We start from the raw sequence: 15,201 nt of genomic DNA on the forward strand, positions 1-15,201 counted from the left end.
CGCCGTGGTCCTGAGCTTCCGCGAACTGCAGGGGCAGCTGCAGGCCCCCTGGGGCCGGGAGCATGGCGAGGCCAGTGGTACTGGTGCCGGTGGCAGTGGGGCCGGTGCGGACTTCGATCTGCTGATGGTGCCCTCCCTCACCATGGATCCCTCCCAGCTGGCCCTGGTCACGGGAGCCCACCACTACGAGGAACGGCAGCTGTTCTCCCTGATGCGGCTCCGCAATCCCGGGGTGCAGGTGGTGTACGTGACCAGCAAGTTGTTGCCGGAGCTGGTGGTGGACGCCGTGCTGGAGCTGATGCCCGGGGTCCCCACCTCCCATGCCCGCCGGCGGCTGCACCTGTTCGACACCGACGACGGCTCCGCCCGACCGCTCACCCAGAAGCTGCTGGAGCGTCCGGCCCTGCTGGAGAGGATCCGGGCACGGCTCCGGCCCGGCCGCAGCTTCATCAACTGCTACGTGGTGACGCCGCTGGAGAAGACACTCTCCGAACGCCTGCAGGTGCCGCTGCTGGGCACCGATCCGGCCCTGGGTTACTGGGGCACCAAGGCGGGCAGTCGGGAGCTGTTTGCCCGCTGCAGCGTTCCCCATCCCCCCGGCACCGGCCTGGCCCATGGTCTCGAGGATCTGGCGGAGGCGGTGGCCGATCTCTGGGACGCCCACCCCGAGTTGGGTGGTTGCGTGATCAAGTTGAACGAGGGCTTCAGCGGCGAAGGCAATGCCCGGCTGGAGTTCACCCCCCTGGCCCTGGCCGGTCGCTCCAGGCGGGAGCGGGTCGCCCGGCTCGCTGAGGCCCTGGAGGCCCTGCCGATGCCGGCGGCGGCCTGGAGGGGGCTGATGGCCCAGCAGGGGGCGCTGGCCGAGGCCTGGCTGGAGGGTGGTGCCGAGCTCCGTTCCCCAAGTGTGCAGGGCACGATCCATCCGGGGGGGCTGGTGGAGGTGCTCTCCACCCACGAGCAGATCCTCGGTGGCCCTGGCGGCCAGACCTACCTCGGCTGCTGCTTCCCCGCCGCCGAGCCCTACCGGGTGGCCCTGATGGAGCACGGCCGGGCCGTCGGCCAGGCCCTCGCCGCCGAAGGGGCCCTGGAGCGCTACGGGGTCGATTTCATCGCCCGCCGCTTTGGCGAAACGTGGGATCTCCAGGCCATCGAGGTGAACCTGCGCCAGGGCGGCACCACCCATCCCTTCATGGCCCTGCGGGCAATCACCGCCGGCAGCCTCGAGCCCGCCACGGGCCGCTTCCTCTCCCCCACCGGCCAACCGCTGCACTACCGCGCCACCGACAACCACAGCGACCCCCGTCTGCGGGGCCTGATGCCGCTCGACCTGATCGACATCGTCGCCGAGGCCGGCCTGCACTACGACCCCGCCCGGTTGCATGGCAGCGTCTTTCACCTGTTGGGCTGCCTTTCTGAGTTCGGCAAGCTGGGCATGACCTGCATCGGCCGCGATCCGGAGCAGGCCTCGGCCGTCTACCGATCCACGGTGGCGGAGCTGCTGGCCGGTGCCAGCGCCCGCAGTGGGGCCTGACGGTCAGGTCCATGCAGGGCAGGATGGGGCAGCACAGGGGGCGGCATGGTCTCGATCACCGACCGCGACGACGATGGCCTCAGGCCACCACCGGCGGCTCCCAGTGGGCCGCCGGTCTGGACCGGCTGGCTGCAGATCGGCCTGAGCACCATGCTGGCGGTGCTGTTCCTGGTGATGCTGACGAAGTCGCGGGAGCAGAGCCAGCGGCTGATGCGGCTGGAGCAGCGCCTGCAGGGACTGGAGAACAGTCGGGCCCTCGATCGCACCTCCGTGCTGGAGGAACAGCAGCGGGCGATGGTGGGCCGCCTGCAGACCCTGGAAGCCGGTGCCCAGCGGCTCGAAGCCCTCGAGCGGCAACAGGAGCAATGGCGTGCGGCCCTGGCCGACATACAGGGCCGGGCGGTGCGGCGCCCGCCGGCGGATGCGGATCCTTTCCCTGTCTCGCCGATGCCATCGTCAGGCCCTGGTGGGCGCTCCGGCCCAGCACCGGCCGACCGCAGTGATGGCGGCGTTCTGCGCCCCCCAGCCCCCGGCAACCCCTGAAGGGCCCCGTCTCAGCCCTTCACCGCATCGCCGCTGGCGCTGGGAAGGATGTAGCGCTGCAGCAGCACGAACAGCAGCAGCACCGGCAGGATCGAGACCACCGACCCCGCCGCCACCAGGCGCCAGTCGAGGGAGAAACTGCTGGCCAGCTGCTGCAGGCCCAGGGGCAAGGTGTAGAGATTGGGGTCGTCGAGAATGATCAGCGGCCAGAGGAAATCACTCCAGGTGCCGATGAACACGAACATCGCCAGGGTGATCAGATCGGCCCGCGCCGCCGGCAGCATCACGTTCCACCATTCCCCGACCGGCGTGCAGCCGTCGATCCGGGCCGCCTCCTCCAGTTCCACCGGCACCGCCAGGAAGCTCTGGCGCAGCAGGAAGATGCCGAAGGCGGTGGCGGCCTGGGGCACGATCAGGGCCCAGAGCGTGTTGCGCAGGCCGATCTGCACCATCAGCAGGTAGAGGGGGATCATTACCACCTGGAAGGGGATCAGGATCGTGGCCACCACCAGGGCCAGCACCAGCCCGCGGCCGCGGAAGCGCATCCGCGCCAGGGGATAGGCCGCCAGGGAACAGAACAGCAGGTTGGCCAGCACCGCCAGGGCGCTGACGATCGTGCTGTTGAGCAGGTAGGTGCCCATGGGATTGGCGGCGAACAGGCGCCCGTAGGCCTCCAGGCTGGGCTGACTCGGCAGCAGGGCGGGAGGGCTGGTGAAGATGTCCTCCGCCGGCCCCTTCAGGGAGGTGCTTACCAGCCACAGCAGGGGCAGCAGCAGCAGCACGGCCACCAACAGCAGCACGGCGAGTTGCAGGCCCGTGGCCAGCGAGGAGCGGTTGGGGGCGTTCACAGCCGCGGCAGTTCCGCCACCGGAAGGGGGGTCTTCTGGGGATGGAGCGGGGCGCGCTGGCTGCCCGACACCAGCCGGTTGAGGGCGTTGACGAAGGCCTGGGCCGCGGCCACGACGATGTCGGTGTCGGCGGCATGGCCCGAATAGAGCACCCCCTGGTGGCGCAGGCGGATGGTCACCTCGCCCATGGCGTCGATGCCTTCGGTGACGGACTTGATGCTGAATTCCACCAGCTCGTTCGGCACCTGGGCCAGGTGGTTGAGGGCCTGGCAGACCGCATCCACCGGACCGGTGCCGATGGCCGCCTCGGTCAGGTCGATGCCGTCTCCGTCCCGCAGGGTGACCGTGGCGGTGGGCTGCAGGTTGGTGCCGCAACTCACCTGCACCGATTGCAGGGCATAGCGGGGGCCGTCCTGCTGCTGCACCTGTTCACTGACGATCGCCTCCAGATCCCGGTCGGTGATCTCGCGCTTGCGGTCGGCCAGCTCCTTGAAGCGGGCGAAGGCGTCGTCGAGGTCGTTGCGCTCCAGGGTGTAGCCGAGCTCCTCGAGCCGGGCGCGGAAGGCGCTGCGGCCCGAGAGTTTGCCGAGGGAGAGGCGGTTGTCGGCCAGGCCGACGGTGCGGGCATCGATGATCTCGTAGGTGAGCCGGTTCTTGAGCACGCCGTCCTGGTGGATACCGGACTCGTGGGCGAAGGCATTGGCACCCACGATCGCCTTGTTGGGCTGCACCGCCATGCCGGTGAGATTGGACACCAGCCGGGAGGTCTTGGTGATTTCCTCGGTGCGCACGTTGGTGAGCGGATCGCGCTGCTCGGCCGGCCGGCCCAGGAACGGATTGAAGTAGCTGCGGCGGACGTGCAGCGCCATCACCAACTCTTCAAGGGAGGCATTGCCGGCCCGTTCGCCGATGCCGTTGATGGTGCACTCCAGCTGGCGGGCACCGTGCTTGACGGCCTCGAGGAAGTTGGCGACGGCCAGCCCCAGATCGTTGTGCCCATGCACCGAAATCACCGCCTGGTCGATGTTGGGCACCGAGCGGTTGATGCCGGCGATGATTTCACCGAATTCGGCCGGCGTGGTGTAACCCACGGTGTCGGGGATGTTGATAGTGGTGGCCCCGGCCTTGATCGCCGCTTCGATCACCTCGTGCATAAAGGCCGGGTCGCTGCGGCCGGCGTCCTCGCAGGAGAACTCCACGTCCTCCACCAGGGAGCGGGCATAGGCCACCATCTCCTCGGTGATGGCGAGCACCTCGGCGCGGCTCTTGCGCAGCTTGTGCTCCAGGTGGATGTCGCTGGTGGCGATGAAGGTGTGGATGCGCCGGTGGGCCGCCGGGGCCACGGCTTCGGCGCAGGCTTTGATGTCGCCGCTGGCCGCCCGGGCCAGCCCGCAGATCACGGGACCATCCGCAGTCCCCACGGTCGCGGCGATCTTTTGAACGGCGTGAAAATCGCCACTGCTGGCGAAGGGGAAGCCGGCCTCAATGATGTCCACCCCCAGGCGGGCCAGCTGCTGGGCGATCGCGAGCTTCTCCTCAAGGTTGAGGCTGGCGCCAGGGGACTGTTCCCCGTCGCGGAGGGTGGTATCGAAGATCAATACCCGGCCGGGATCGCGGGCCATGGGGGTTTAGGCGGAACAGCTATGAGTTAGGGCCACTCTAGGGGCCGGAGGCCCTGCTCCTGGAGCGGAACGTACAGTGACGCCCCAGAGTGGCGCCCCAGAGGTTTCCCCATGGCCGCAGGCGATCTGGCCCTGGTGTTGCATGCCCACCTCCCCTACGTCCGGTCGGGAGAACCCGGGTCGCTGGAGGAGGACTGGTACTTCCAGGCGCTGCAGGAATGCTATCTGCCCCTGCTGGCCGTGCTGGAGCGGGCGGCCGCCGATCCAGAACAACGGCCGAAACTCACCCTTGGCCTCTCCCCCACCCTGCTGTCCCTGCTGAGCGACAGGGCCCTGAACGGCCGTTTCCCTGGCTGGCTGGCCCTGCGCCGGACCTTGCTTGACCAGGCGGATCAGGACCTGGAGTTGCCAGCCCGCCAGCTGCAGCTCACGCTCTCGGCCATCGAGGTCCAGTGGCGGCAGATGGAGGGGAATCTGCTGCCCCGGTTCCAGCGCCTGCAGGAGCAGGGGGTCCTGGATCTGATCACCTGCGGCGCCACCCATGGCTATCTGCCCCTGCTGCGGGAGTCGCCGGAGGCGGTGCGGGCCCAGCTGCTCACCGCCGTGCGGGAACATCAGCGGCTGCTTGGCCAGCGCCCCCTGGGGATCTGGCTGCCGGAGTGCGCCTACTACGAAGATCTCGACCGGCTCCTGGCGGAGTGCGGCCTGCGCTATTCCCTGCTCGACGGCCACGGGCTGCTCCATGGCCTGCCCCGCCCGCGCTACGGGGTGTATGCCCCGATCTGTTCCACCGCCGGGGTGGCCTTCTTCGCCCGTGACAGTGAGTCCACCCTGCCGGTGTGGAGTGCCAGCCAGGGCTATCCAGGCGACGGCGCCTACCGGGAGTTCCACCGCGACCTGGGCTGGGACCTGCCGGAAGAGGCGCTGGGCGCCCTGGGCATTCGCGATCGGCGCCCCCTGGGACTCAAGTTGCACCGGGTCAGCGCCCAGGGCTGTCCCCTGGAGTTGAAGCAGCCCTACGACCCGGAGCGGGCGGCGGACAAGGTCAAGGAGCACGCGGGGGCCTTTCTTCGCGGCCGCTCCGAGCAGATGGCCCATCTGGCTGCCACGATCGAGCCGCCACCGCTGCTGGTGGCGCCCTTCGACGCCGAACTGTTCGGCCACTGGTGGTTTGAAGGGCCCCAGTTCCTGGCCGAGCTGTTCCGCCAGGGCCCCGCGATGGATGTGCGCTTCACCCACCTGCGCGACGTGCTCAGCCAGAGTCGGTCGCTGCAGGTCTGCCGGCCGGCCCCCTCCAGCTGGGGCCAGGGGGGCTACCACGACTACTGGCTGAACGACACCAACGCCTGGGTCGTGGCCGAGTGGCAGCGCGCCTCCCGGGCCATGGTGCAACGGGTGAACCGGGGGGTGGGCAGCACCGACCAGCGCACCCTGCTCACCCAGGCGGGTCGCGAACTGCTGCTGGCCCAGAGCTCGGACTGGAGCTTCATCCTGCGGGCCGGCACCACCACCGGCCTGGCCCGCGAGCGGATCCGTCGCCACCTCGACCGGTTCTGGCGCCTGATCGATGCCCTCGAGCACGGCACCGACCCGCCCCAGGAATGGCTGGTGGGGGTGCAGCGGGAGGACGGGCTGTTCCCGGAGCTGAACGCGGCCGACTGGGCGACGCGCGCCTAGGTGTGTAGTCCCACCAGGTTGTTCAGCTGACGATTGGGTGTGAGGTCGCCAGGGTCGGGGTGTCACCGCCCCTCTCAAGACCTCACACCCCATGCATAGCCACCCACTGGTCCGTCTGACGCCGATCAGTCGGGAACGCCTGATTCGTCGGCATCTCGATGAGGGCGTGCAGCTCAAGACCCTTGCGGCGCAAGCCGGGATCAACCTGCGCTGCGCCTACAAGTGGCTGGCCCGGGCCCGCTCGATCGCGGCCTCGCGCTCTGGAGTCGACCGTTGAATCAGCAGGACCGTGGACTGGTGGTATTGGCGATCAGATCAGGGTTTGAGGCGCTGATCAATACAGAGCACGAAGGAAGCGCCGCTGGCGTGCTCCAACCTCGTGGCCACGGTGCGGCAGGGCTGGCCGGTGGCCAGGCTGATGTAGGTGTCGGTGATGTGCTGATGGAGACCCGTGTCAATCAGGCTGAAGAAATACTCCTTGTTGGCGTGGTCGGTGCCCCGCGTGGCGGGTGTGAACAGGCGGTTCCTCGACGGGGGGAGACGCTGGCCCAGGTGCGTGTTGCTGATCTGCAGTCCGTCGCCATCGAGCACGTAGGCCGCTTCGATCATGGTGTTGGTGCCTACCCAGTTGGCAAGGCCGCCGTCGAACGTTTGGGCAGCGATGTGACGTAGGCCTTCACACCCTGCGCGGGCCAGATTGATCAGATCGAGGCCCTCCATGTGGCGGGCCTGGATGGCGGCCACGGCTTTGACCCGTTGCCGGCGGGCGGCTTCCATCAGCACTGGGTGCAGGGCTGCCAAGTGCAGGTTGGCCGCTGGCTTGGGGCGCGCAAAGTGATAGCCCTGGAAGAACTCTGCTCCGAGGGCGGCGCAGGTGTCCAGCTCTGCCTGGGTTTCCACCCCTTCAGCCAGCACCAGAGTGCCGATGGTCTTTCCAAGTAAGACCAGCGACTTCATCATTTCCTGCTTGAAAAAGTCCCGGTCGACTCCGGCGATGAGACTGCGGTCGAGCTTGATGATGTGGGGCCGCAATTCGGCGATGCGTGGCAGGTTGCTGTGGCCGGATCCCAAGTCGTCAATTGCGATCAGGAAACCCAATTCACGATGGCGCTCCACGAAGCGTTTCAGGGTCATCGTGTCCTGAACCTTGGTTTCGTTGAGCTCGATCACGATGTCTCTGGGTTCCAGACCCGTGGCCTCGGTGGCCTCGAGCAAGGCTCCCGAGCCTTCAACTCCCTCGTCGATCAATGAAGTTTCAAAGTTGAGAAACAGAAAGGGGCGCATGGACCGGGGCAAGTTGAGATCCCGGTAGGCCTCCATGGCCCGGATGCGGCAGCGGCGATCCAGCTCCAGCAGCTTCCCAGCCTTGCGGGCCTTGTCGAACTGCTGTCCGACACCCATGTGCGTCGGGCGCGCGAGGGCCTCCAAGCCCACCACGGAGGCTTGCTTGAGGGAGACGATTGGTTGAAAGTGAATGTCTAGCTGATTCGACGGGAGGGTCGCAGGGACCTCCATCGTTAGCTCCATAAGTTCAGCATGAACCATTGAGCGCAAATGACGGCGGACTACAGTTGTAGCGAGCCAGCAGCATTTAACCCTAGGGAACATCTGAAAAACGTACTAAAATCAATCGAGATCCAAGACTGAGACTGGAACGGATCGCCGCCCCCCTCCAGCTGGGCTTTTCGGACGACGAGCAAATTCACGCCAAAAAGAGCACGCGTCGCCAGCGCTTCTTGGATGAGTGGAGGCCACGGTTCCCTGGGAAGCCTTCCTGGCCTTGATCGAGCCCGTCTATCACAAGCACTCCAGCAAGGGAGGTCGCCCGCCGATTCCTTTGGAAGTGATGTTGCGGATCCACCTGCTGCAGCAGTGGTTCACGCCGTCCGATCCTCTGATGGAGGAGATGCTGATGGATACGCCCTGCTTCCGTCGCTTTGCCGGAATCGGGTCGATGGAAGGGAGAATCCCCGATGAGACCACGATCCTCAACTTCCGCCATCTGCTGGAGGAGCACCGCATCGCCGAGCAGATCCTGGAGGGGGTGAAGCAGATGCTGAGCGAGAAAGGAGTGATTCTGAGAGAAGGCACAATCCTTGATGCCACGATCATGAATGCCCCCTGCTCCACCAAGAACAAGGCAAAGGAGAGAGATCCTGAAAATGCACTCGGTAGCCAAAGGCAAGCAGTGGTTTTTGGGGATCCGTTGCCACATCGGCATCGAGAAACGAAACGAATTCCAAGACTGCAAGGCAGAGCTCAGGATTGCCATGAAACCCGGCCAACGCAGAGTGCTTCCAGAGACACCAGAGGGCAGGCGTCTGGATCTGATTGAGACGGCGAAGGCCCACTTCCACGCCATAGTGGAGCATCCCTTTCGGATCATCAAATATCAGTTCGGCTTCCGGAAGGTCTTCTATCGAGGCATCCGCAAGAACGACCTCAAACTGAAGTTACTCTTTGCCCTGGCATACCTCTGGATGGTACGGGAACGGATACCTGATCCAGCGTGATACAAGGGCTTGGTGTGTCCAAAGATCGAAAATCATCCAGAAATCAAGCGGAACGTATGGTGGAAACTGTCTCAACGCATACACGAGGGCTGCTCTGAGCGAAAAGCGGGCAAAATCCGCCGGGCATGTCTCATTGACGAGAATGTGACTAGATTGTCTGAATTATGCCGTCTTGATCAGAGGTTCCCTAGCGGTTTTCATTCAGTTCCGCTTTCATCCCAGCCCAAGGAGGAATCGCCGATGGTCTTTTTCCCATGGTTTGTAGGTGCCGATCTCTGATCTGACCCCTACAAAGTTTGCCTTAGGAGCTCCCCCGGCGTGGGCTATGAGAAGGTCCATGTGGCCGTGGATGACGCCACCCGCCTGTCCGTCGCACCGGAAGGTGCGCTTCGCTGACCATGCCGAGGTGTTGGACGACGAGAAGGGGCCGACCACGGTGGGCTTCCTGAGCCGAGCGGTGGCCTGGTTCAACGTCCAGGGGATCGAATGCCGCCGGGTGCTCAGCGACAACGGCTCGGCCTACAAGTCACATGGGTGGCGAAATGCCTGCCACGCCATGGGATTGAAGGTGAAGAAGACCAGGCCCTACACCCCTCGTACCAATGGCAAGGCCGAGCGGTATGGCCTCCGGCCGACTTCGTCTACATCAAGACGTTGCTGGAGGAATGGGCCTACGTGATGCCCTACAGCACATCAGCGGCGCGCAATGAGCGGCTGCCGGCCTACTTGCGGATCGATAACGGCCGCAGGTGCCACATGGCCCTGGGTGGACTCACCCCCCAGCAGCGGCTCGCTCAGCTGCAGGCATGAACAACCTGGTGGGAAAGCACACCTAGGGCGATTCAGAGGATCTGATCCAGGAAGCGTCGGGTGCGCTGGTGGGAAGGGTTGGTGAAGAACACCTCGGGCTCGGCCTCCTCCACCACTTCGCCGTCGGCCATCAGCACCACCCGGTGGGCCACATGGCGGGCGAATTTCACCTCGTGGGTCACCACCACCATGGTGATGTCGTCGGCGGCGAGGTTCTGCATCACCTCCAGGACTTCGCGCACCATCTCCGGGTCAAGCGAGCTGGTCGGTTCATCGAACAGCAGGATGCGGGGCTCCATGCAGAGGGCCCGGGCAATCGCCACCCGCTGCTGCTGGCCCCCCGAGAGCTGGCCGGGATACTTGCCCGCCTGCTCGGCGATGCCCACCCGTTCCAGCAGGGCCCAGGCCTGTTTCTCCACCTCGGCCTTCGGGCGCTTGCGGACCAGCACCGGAGCCAGGGTGAGGTTGTCGAGAACAGAGAGGTGGGGGAAGAGGTTGAACTGCTGGAACACCATCCCCACCTCCCGGCGGACGGCGTCGATGTTGCGCAGGTCGTTGGAGAGGACGATGCCATCGACGGTGATGCTGCCCTTCTGGAAATCCTCCAGTGCATTGAAGGTGCGGATGAAGGTGCTCTTGCCCGAGCCCGAGGGGCCCATGATCACCACCACCTCACCGCGCCTCACCGTCAGGCTGGCCCCACGCAACGCCTGAAATCCGTTGGGGTACCACTTCTCGACGGCCCGCGCCTCGATCATCAGTTCGCTGCTGGGTTGGCTCATGGGGCGGGAAACGGGAACGGAGCGTGGGAAGGGGGAAACTGCTCAGGTGGCGGTGGGCACCGCGTGGGGATCGAGGCGCCGCTCCAGGGCCCGGCTGCCCAGTCCGAGGGCGGCACAGCAGCCCCAGAACAGCACGGCCAGGGTGAGGTAGACCTCACCGTTCCTGCCTAGAAAAGCCGGGTTGGCCATCACAGTTCGGGCCGTGCCGAGCAGTTCCAGCAATCCGATCAGTGACAGCAGGGTGGTGTCCTGCAGGAGCGAGATGAACTGCCCCACCATCGCCGGCAGGGCCACCCTCAGGGCCTGGGGCAGCACCACGTGCTGGAGCGCTTTTGGATGGGACAGGCCGAGGGAGCGGGCGGCTTCCAGCTGGCCCTGGGGTACGGCCGCCAGGCCGGAGCGCACCGCCTCCGCCAGGTAGGCGGCGGCGAAGAAGGTGAGCACCCAGGCCGCCCGCCAGACCCGCTCCGGCGCCAGGCCGCCGGGCAGCAGGAAGCCGAGGATGTTCTGGCCGAGGAACAGCAGGGTGATCAGGGGGGCCCCCCGGATGAACTCGATGTACAGCACCGAACCCCAACGCAGCAGGGGGAGGTCGCTGCGGCGACCGAGCGCCAACAGCACACCGATCGGGAAGCACAGCAGGATGGCGAAGCTGGAGGCCAGCAGGGTGAGCATCAGTCCGCCCCATTCGGAAGGGGAGACGGTCACCAGGCCCAGGCCGCCGCTGATCAGCACCATGCCCACCAAATAGAGGACCGGCCACATCAGGGCCACCAACCGCAAGCCCGTGGGGCCGAAGCGGCGACCGAAGCGTCCGGCCAGCCAGCGGACCAGCAGCAGCAGGGCCACCAGACCCCACCAGCGGGCCTGAATGGAGACGGTCAGCCCCATGGCCCAGGGCCTCCACAGTCCCAGCACCACCAGAAGCGTTGCCGCGATCCGGTCGTTGCGAGGCCAGAGCACACCGGTGCGGTCGGGGCGGGGGTGGGCCCGCAGCAGGCCCCAGGTGGCACCGCTGGCCGCGACCAGCAGAGCGGTGAGCAACCAGACGCGCCACTGCTGCTCCACCGGGTAGCGGCCCACCGCGAAAAGGGTGCTGTTGACCCGGATCACGGCCCACTGGGCCTGGGTGAAGGCCCAGCGCAGGACTCCGAAGGCCGCCAGGCTGATCAAGCTGATCAACACCACGCTCAGCACCGCGTCGGTGCGGGTGGCGAAGAGTTCGGCGCGCAGCCGCCGCAGGAGGCGTTTCATTTCAGCGCTCCCGGATCTGGACCAGATGGTTGAGACCGTTCATCAGAGCGGAGATCAGCAGGTCAAGGGTGAGATAGGCCGCCAGCAGCACCAGGATCACCTCCACCGCCCGGCCGGTCTGGTTGAGGGTGGTTTCGGCCACCGAATAGAGGTCGGTGTAGCCCACCGCCACCGCCAGGGAGGAGTTCTTGGCCAGGGAGATGTACTGGGTGTTGAGCCCCGGCACGATCACCCGCAGCGACTGGGGCAGGACGATGCGGCGCAGGGTGGCGAACCAGCTCAGTCCCAGGGAGGAGGCCGCCTCCCACTGCCCCTTCGGCACCGCCGCGATGCCGCCCCGCACCACTTCGGCGATGAAGGCCCCCGAATACACGATCAGGCCGGTGAGCAGGGCGCCGAATTCGACGCTCAGGCGCACCGGTGCCTGCCACACCCCGTTCACCAGCGTCGGACCCATCCAGCGCAGCCCCTCGCCCAGCCCGGCGATATACAGCCCCGATTTGGCCAGCACCACCCCGGGGAGCTGGATCGCCGCGACGCCGTTAGGCAGGGTGAGGAACACCACGAAATACCAGAACACCAGCTGCAGCAGCAGGGGGATGTTGCGCACCACCTCCACGTAGACCCGCGCCAGACGCCGCAGCAGGCCGTTGTGGCTGAAGGAGGCCATCCCCACCAGGCAGCCCATCAAGGTGGCTCCCACCAGACCCACCAGCACTGCCCGGATCGTGTTGACCAACCCGGCCGCCAGGGCGCGCCAGTAGGGCAGCTGGGCATTGAAGGGAATCACCGATTCCGAGATGTCGAAGCCGGCGGGCTGCTGCAGCCAGCGCCAGCTCAGCAGCAGCCCGGCCGCTGTCAGGTTGCGGATCAGATTGCCCAGAAGAAAGGCGATCAGCAGCAGCACCAGCAGACCCACCACGGCCTGCACCACCCAGGGAACGACGCGGCGGTCGCGCCACCAGGGCGGCTTGGGGGCAGGCAGGGACGATGGGGTCGGTTTGGCGGGGGGGACCGGCGCCATCAACGGAAGGGCGGGGAGTAGATCAGCCCGCCATCCTTCCACTGGCGGTTGAGGCCGCGGTCGAGCTTGAGGGCGGAGGCGGGGCCCACGTTGCGATCAAAGATCTCGCCGTAGTTGCCCACGGCCTTCACGGCCTTGACCACGAAGTCGGGCGGCAGGCCGAGCAGCTTGCCGAAATCACCTTCCACCCCAAGGAAGCGGCGCAGGTCGGCCTGGTTGGTGTTGGCCTTCGCCTCGGCCAGCTTGGCGTCCACATTCGCCTGGGTGATGCCGCTCTCCTCGGCCTGCATCAGGCCGAAGACGATCCAGCGCACGGCATCGGCCCAGGCGGGATCGCCGTTGGTGGTGGCGGGGGTGAGGGGCTCCTTGCTCATCACCACCGGCAGCAGGGTGTGGGCGTCCGGTTTGGGGAAGCTGGTGCGCTTGCCGGCCAGCTGGGAGCGGTCGCTGGTGACGGCCACGCAGCGGTCACCGAGATAGGCGGCGAAGGTCTGGTCGCTGGTCTGGAATTTCAGCGGCGTGTAAGGGATGTTCTGCTCCCGCATCCGGTCGGCCAGGTTGAGCTCGGTGGTGGTGCCGCTCTCCACGCAGATCGGTTTGCCGGCGAGCCCCTTGAGGTCCTTGATGCCGCTGGCCACGGGCACCAGCACGCCCTGACCGTCATAGAAGGTGGTGGGGGCGAAGCTGAGGCCGTTGCCGCCGGCCGCATCGCGGCTCAGGGTCATGGTGGTGTTGCGCGAGAGCAGATCCACCTCTCCGCTGGCCAGGGCGGCGAAGCGCTCGCTGGAGTTCAGATCCCGGAATTCCACTTTCTCGGGATCCCCCAGCACCGCGGCGGCCACCGCCTTGCAGACGTCCACGTCCAGGCCCAGATACTTGCCGTCGGGCCCCACGAAGCTGAAGCCGGGCAGCTTACCCTCCACCCCGCAGATCAGCTTGCCCCGTCCCGTGATGGTGGAGAGCTTCTGGCTCTGCACGCCGCCATCATCCCCAGCACAACCGGCGAGCAGGCCGGCGGCCAACAGGGAGGCCCCAAGGGTGAGGGTCCGGTTCCAGAACATGCTTGCGTCATTAAGGTGGCCGCATTGTTGCAGGTGCGGGCCGGCGCAGGTAGGCCGCCCGGAACCTCCTCAGCGGAAGGGCGGGGCGATGTGCAGGCCGCCGCGGCTCCAGAGCCGGTTGAAGCCCCGCTCGAGGCCCAGGGGGGTGGCAGGGCCCAGGTGGCGCTCGAACAGCTCGCCGTAGTTGCCGACCGCTTTCACCACCTGAAGCGTGAAGTCGGCGGGCAAGCCCAGCTGACGGCCGAAATCCCCCTTGATCCCCAGGAAGCGGCGCGCTTCGGCCTGGCTGGTGTCGGCCTGGGCCGCGTCGCGGCTCGCCTCAATGTTGGCCTGGGTGAGGCCGCTCTCCTCGGCCTGGATCAGGGTGTAGGTGACCCAGCGCACCGCATCGGCCCAGGCCGGATCCGCCTGCACCGTCACCTTGGCGCTGGGTTCCTTGCTCAGGAGCTCCGGGAGCAACCCATGGGCGCCAGGATCCTTGAAGCCGCTGCGCTTGGCCGCCAGCAGGGAGCTGTCGCTGGTGATGGCGGCGCAGCGGCCCTGCTCATAGGCCGGGTAGGCCTGCTCACCGGACTGGAAGCGCAGCGGCTGGTAGGCCAGGCCCAGCTCCCGCATGCGATCGGCCAGGTTGAGCTCGGTGTTGGTGCCGCTCTCCACGCAGATCGGCTGGCCGGCCAGCTGCCGCAGGCTGCGGATGCCGCTGGCCTTGGGCACCATCACCCCCTGGCCGTCATAGAAGAAGACTGGCCCGAAGCTGAGGCCGTTGCCGCCCGGGGCGTCGCGGCTGAGGGTGTGGGTGGAGCTGATCGAGAGCAGGTCCACCTCGCCGCTGCTGAGGGCCACGAAGCGCTCGCCGGCCGTCACCGGCCGGAACTCCACCTTGCCGGGATCGCCAAGCACCGCGGCGGCCACCGCCCGGCAGAAGTCGGCGTCGATGCCCACGAAGGCTCCGCCGGGGCCCACGGTGCTGAACCCCGGCACCGCGCCGTCGACGGCGCAGACCAGCCGTCCCCGTTCGCGGATCTTGGCCATGGTGGGGCTGCCGGGGGCCCCGTTGCCCGCGGCGCAGCCCACCAGGGCCCCGAGGGCCGCCAGGAGCGTCACCGCCGTGCCAAAGGACAGCGCCGCCCTGATCATCCGGGCAGGATCACCCGGTCGATCACATGCACGATGCCGTTGTCGCAGACGATGTCGGCGGACACGACGGTGGCGTTCTTGACCTCGAAGGGCTCGGCCCGGCGGATCGCCACCGGTGCCCCCTCCAGGCTTTCCCATTCCGGCTGCGCCACCAGTTGCTCCCGCAGGTAAGCCCCGGAGAGCACATGGAATTTGAGGATTCGGGCCAGCTGGGGAACGTTGTCCACCAGGGTCTGGACCGTGCCGGGGGGAAGGGCGGCGAAGGCGTCGTCGACGGGGGCGAAGACGGTGAAGGGGCCTGGACTCTCGAGGGCGGCGGTGAGACCGGCCAGCTCGACGGCGGTGAGCAGGGTGGCGAAGACACCGGCTCCCTTGGCGGTTTCGATGATGTTGGCCATG

General features: G+C 66.9%; 14 protein-coding genes and 2 pseudogenes. 7 read left to right on the forward strand and 9 right to left on the reverse strand.

All coding sequences use genetic code 11. The features are described 5' to 3' along the window. Positions 1–4: 4 nt before the first annotated feature. Together KQ305_RS09305 and KQ305_RS09310 are read left to right on the forward strand one after the other, a co-directional pair. Entirely contained in the window at positions 5–1,531 is a 1,527-nt protein-coding gene (locus tag KQ305_RS09305) for a peptide ligase PGM1-related protein (protein WP_259725135.1), read from the forward strand. Positions 1,532–1,576: 45 nt separating this feature from the next. Then, the gene (locus KQ305_RS09310) at positions 1,577–2,074 is read left to right on the forward strand and encodes a lipase chaperone (protein ID WP_259725136.1); all 498 of its coding nucleotides are present in this window, start codon (positions 1,577–1,579) and stop codon (positions 2,072–2,074) included. 11 nt (positions 2,075–2,085) lie between these two features. On the opposite strand, the gene KQ305_RS09315 is transcribed toward KQ305_RS09310, so the two are convergent. Together KQ305_RS09315 and KQ305_RS09320 are read right to left on the reverse strand one after the other, a co-directional pair. Continuing rightward, the gene (locus KQ305_RS09315; protein ID WP_259725137.1) at positions 2,086–2,922 is read right to left on the reverse strand and encodes a carbohydrate ABC transporter permease; all 837 of its coding nucleotides are present in this window, start codon (positions 2,920–2,922) and stop codon (positions 2,086–2,088) included. Beyond that, positions 2,919–4,544 carry a 2-isopropylmalate synthase gene (locus KQ305_RS09320; protein ID WP_259725138.1) on the reverse strand — a complete coding sequence of 542 codons (1,626 nt, stop codon included), beginning with the start codon at positions 4,542–4,544 and terminating at the stop codon, positions 2,919–2,921. Before KQ305_RS09320 ends, KQ305_RS09315 begins: the two co-directional genes overlap by 4 nt. 111 nt (positions 4,545–4,655) lie before the next feature. On the opposite strand from KQ305_RS09320, the gene KQ305_RS09325 reads away from it, so the two are divergent. After that, positions 4,656–6,221, forward strand: coding sequence for a glycoside hydrolase family 57 protein (locus tag KQ305_RS09325; RefSeq protein ID WP_259725139.1), 1,566 nt, complete (start codon positions 4,656–4,658; stop codon positions 6,219–6,221). 91 nt (positions 6,222–6,312) lie between these two features. Next, positions 6,313–6,498: a leucine zipper domain-containing protein gene (locus KQ305_RS09330; protein WP_259725140.1), complete on the forward strand. Its 186-nt coding sequence runs from the start codon at positions 6,313–6,315 to the stop codon at positions 6,496–6,498. A gap of 38 nt (positions 6,499–6,536) precedes the next feature. Here KQ305_RS09330 and KQ305_RS09335 read toward each other — a convergent pair whose 3' ends face one another. Then, positions 6,537–7,829, reverse strand: a complete 1,293-nt coding sequence (locus KQ305_RS09335; protein WP_259725141.1) for an EAL domain-containing protein — start codon at positions 7,827–7,829, stop codon at positions 6,537–6,539. 68 nt (positions 7,830–7,897) lie between these two features. Between KQ305_RS09335 and KQ305_RS09340 the strand changes: the two are divergent. The 3 genes and pseudogenes from KQ305_RS09340 to KQ305_RS09350 all read left to right on the forward strand — a co-directional run bounded on the left by KQ305_RS09340 (position 7,898) and on the right by KQ305_RS09350 (position 9,544). Further along, positions 7,898–8,734: pseudogene (locus KQ305_RS09340) on the forward strand (IS5 family transposase). A gap of 349 nt (positions 8,735–9,083) precedes the next feature. Continuing rightward, positions 9,084–9,269: pseudogene (locus KQ305_RS09345) on the forward strand (hypothetical protein); the annotation flags it as partial. Then, on the forward strand, positions 9,269–9,544 hold the full coding sequence (locus tag KQ305_RS09350; protein ID WP_259725201.1) for a hypothetical protein: 276 nt from the start codon (positions 9,269–9,271) through the stop codon (positions 9,542–9,544). The pseudogene KQ305_RS09345 and the gene KQ305_RS09350, both read left to right, overlap by 1 nt. Before the next feature lie 32 nt (positions 9,545–9,576). Here the strand turns inward: KQ305_RS09350 and KQ305_RS09355 are convergent, their stop codons facing one another. The 6 genes from KQ305_RS09355 to KQ305_RS09380 form a co-directional block, all read right to left on the reverse strand. Continuing rightward, on the reverse strand, positions 9,577–10,326 hold the full coding sequence (locus KQ305_RS09355; RefSeq protein ID WP_311134338.1) for an amino acid ABC transporter ATP-binding protein: 750 nt from the start codon (positions 10,324–10,326) through the stop codon (positions 9,577–9,579). 42 nt (positions 10,327–10,368) lie between these two features. Beyond that, positions 10,369–11,580: an amino acid ABC transporter permease gene (locus KQ305_RS09360; RefSeq protein WP_259725142.1), complete on the reverse strand. Its 1,212-nt coding sequence runs from the start codon at positions 11,578–11,580 to the stop codon at positions 10,369–10,371. A gap of 1 nt (position 11,581) precedes the next feature. After that, on the reverse strand, positions 11,582–12,604 hold the full coding sequence (locus KQ305_RS09365; RefSeq protein WP_259725143.1) for an ABC transporter permease subunit: 1,023 nt from the start codon (positions 12,602–12,604) through the stop codon (positions 11,582–11,584). Beyond that, complete coding sequence (locus KQ305_RS09370) at positions 12,604–13,665, reverse strand: amino acid ABC transporter substrate-binding protein (protein WP_259725144.1); 1,062 nt, start codon at positions 13,663–13,665, stop codon at positions 12,604–12,606. The genes KQ305_RS09365 and KQ305_RS09370 overlap by 1 nt, the downstream gene beginning before the upstream one ends. A gap of 69 nt (positions 13,666–13,734) precedes the next feature. After that, a complete protein-coding gene (locus KQ305_RS09375) occupies positions 13,735–14,802 on the reverse strand; it encodes an amino acid ABC transporter substrate-binding protein (RefSeq protein ID WP_259725145.1) in 1,068 nt (355 codons plus the stop codon). Beyond that, on the reverse strand, positions 14,799–15,200 hold the full coding sequence (locus KQ305_RS09380; protein WP_259725146.1) for a fasciclin domain-containing protein: 402 nt from the start codon (positions 15,198–15,200) through the stop codon (positions 14,799–14,801). The genes KQ305_RS09375 and KQ305_RS09380 overlap by 4 nt, the downstream gene beginning before the upstream one ends. Position 15,201 lies beyond the last annotated feature (1 nt).

Source organism: Synechococcus sp. CS-1332, from assembly GCF_025127995.1.
In the GTDB taxonomy this organism is placed as follows: Bacteria; Cyanobacteriota; Cyanobacteriia; order PCC-6307; family Cyanobiaceae; genus Cyanobium.

Coding starts and splice junctions, on each gene's coding strand:
- KQ305_RS09380 (WP_259725146.1), bottom strand. CDS start 15,200: ATGGCCAACATCATCGAAACCGCCAAGGGAGCCGGTGTCTTCGCCACC.
- KQ305_RS09320 (WP_259725138.1), bottom strand. CDS start 4,544: ATGGCCCGCGATCCCGGCCGGGTATTGATCTTCGATACCACCCTCCGC.
- KQ305_RS09310 (WP_259725136.1), top strand. CDS start 1,577: ATGGTCTCGATCACCGACCGCGACGACGATGGCCTCAGGCCACCACCG.
- KQ305_RS09360 (WP_259725142.1), bottom strand. CDS start 11,580: ATGAAACGCCTCCTGCGGCGGCTGCGCGCCGAACTCTTCGCCACCCGC.
- KQ305_RS09330 (WP_259725140.1), top strand. CDS start 6,313: ATGCATAGCCACCCACTGGTCCGTCTGACGCCGATCAGTCGGGAACGC.
- KQ305_RS09335 (WP_259725141.1), bottom strand. CDS start 7,829: ATGTTCCCTAGGGTTAAATGCTGCTGGCTCGCTACAACTGTAGTCCGC.
- KQ305_RS09370 (WP_259725144.1), bottom strand. CDS start 13,665: ATGTTCTGGAACCGGACCCTCACCCTTGGGGCCTCCCTGTTGGCCGCC.
- KQ305_RS09365 (WP_259725143.1), bottom strand. CDS start 12,604: ATGGCGCCGGTCCCCCCCGCCAAACCGACCCCATCGTCCCTGCCTGCC.
- KQ305_RS09355 (WP_311134338.1), bottom strand. CDS start 10,326: ATGAGCCAACCCAGCAGCGAACTGATGATCGAGGCGCGGGCCGTCGAG.
- KQ305_RS09375 (WP_259725145.1), bottom strand. CDS start 14,802: ATGATCAGGGCGGCGCTGTCCTTTGGCACGGCGGTGACGCTCCTGGCG.
- KQ305_RS09325 (WP_259725139.1), top strand. CDS start 4,656: ATGGCCGCAGGCGATCTGGCCCTGGTGTTGCATGCCCACCTCCCCTAC.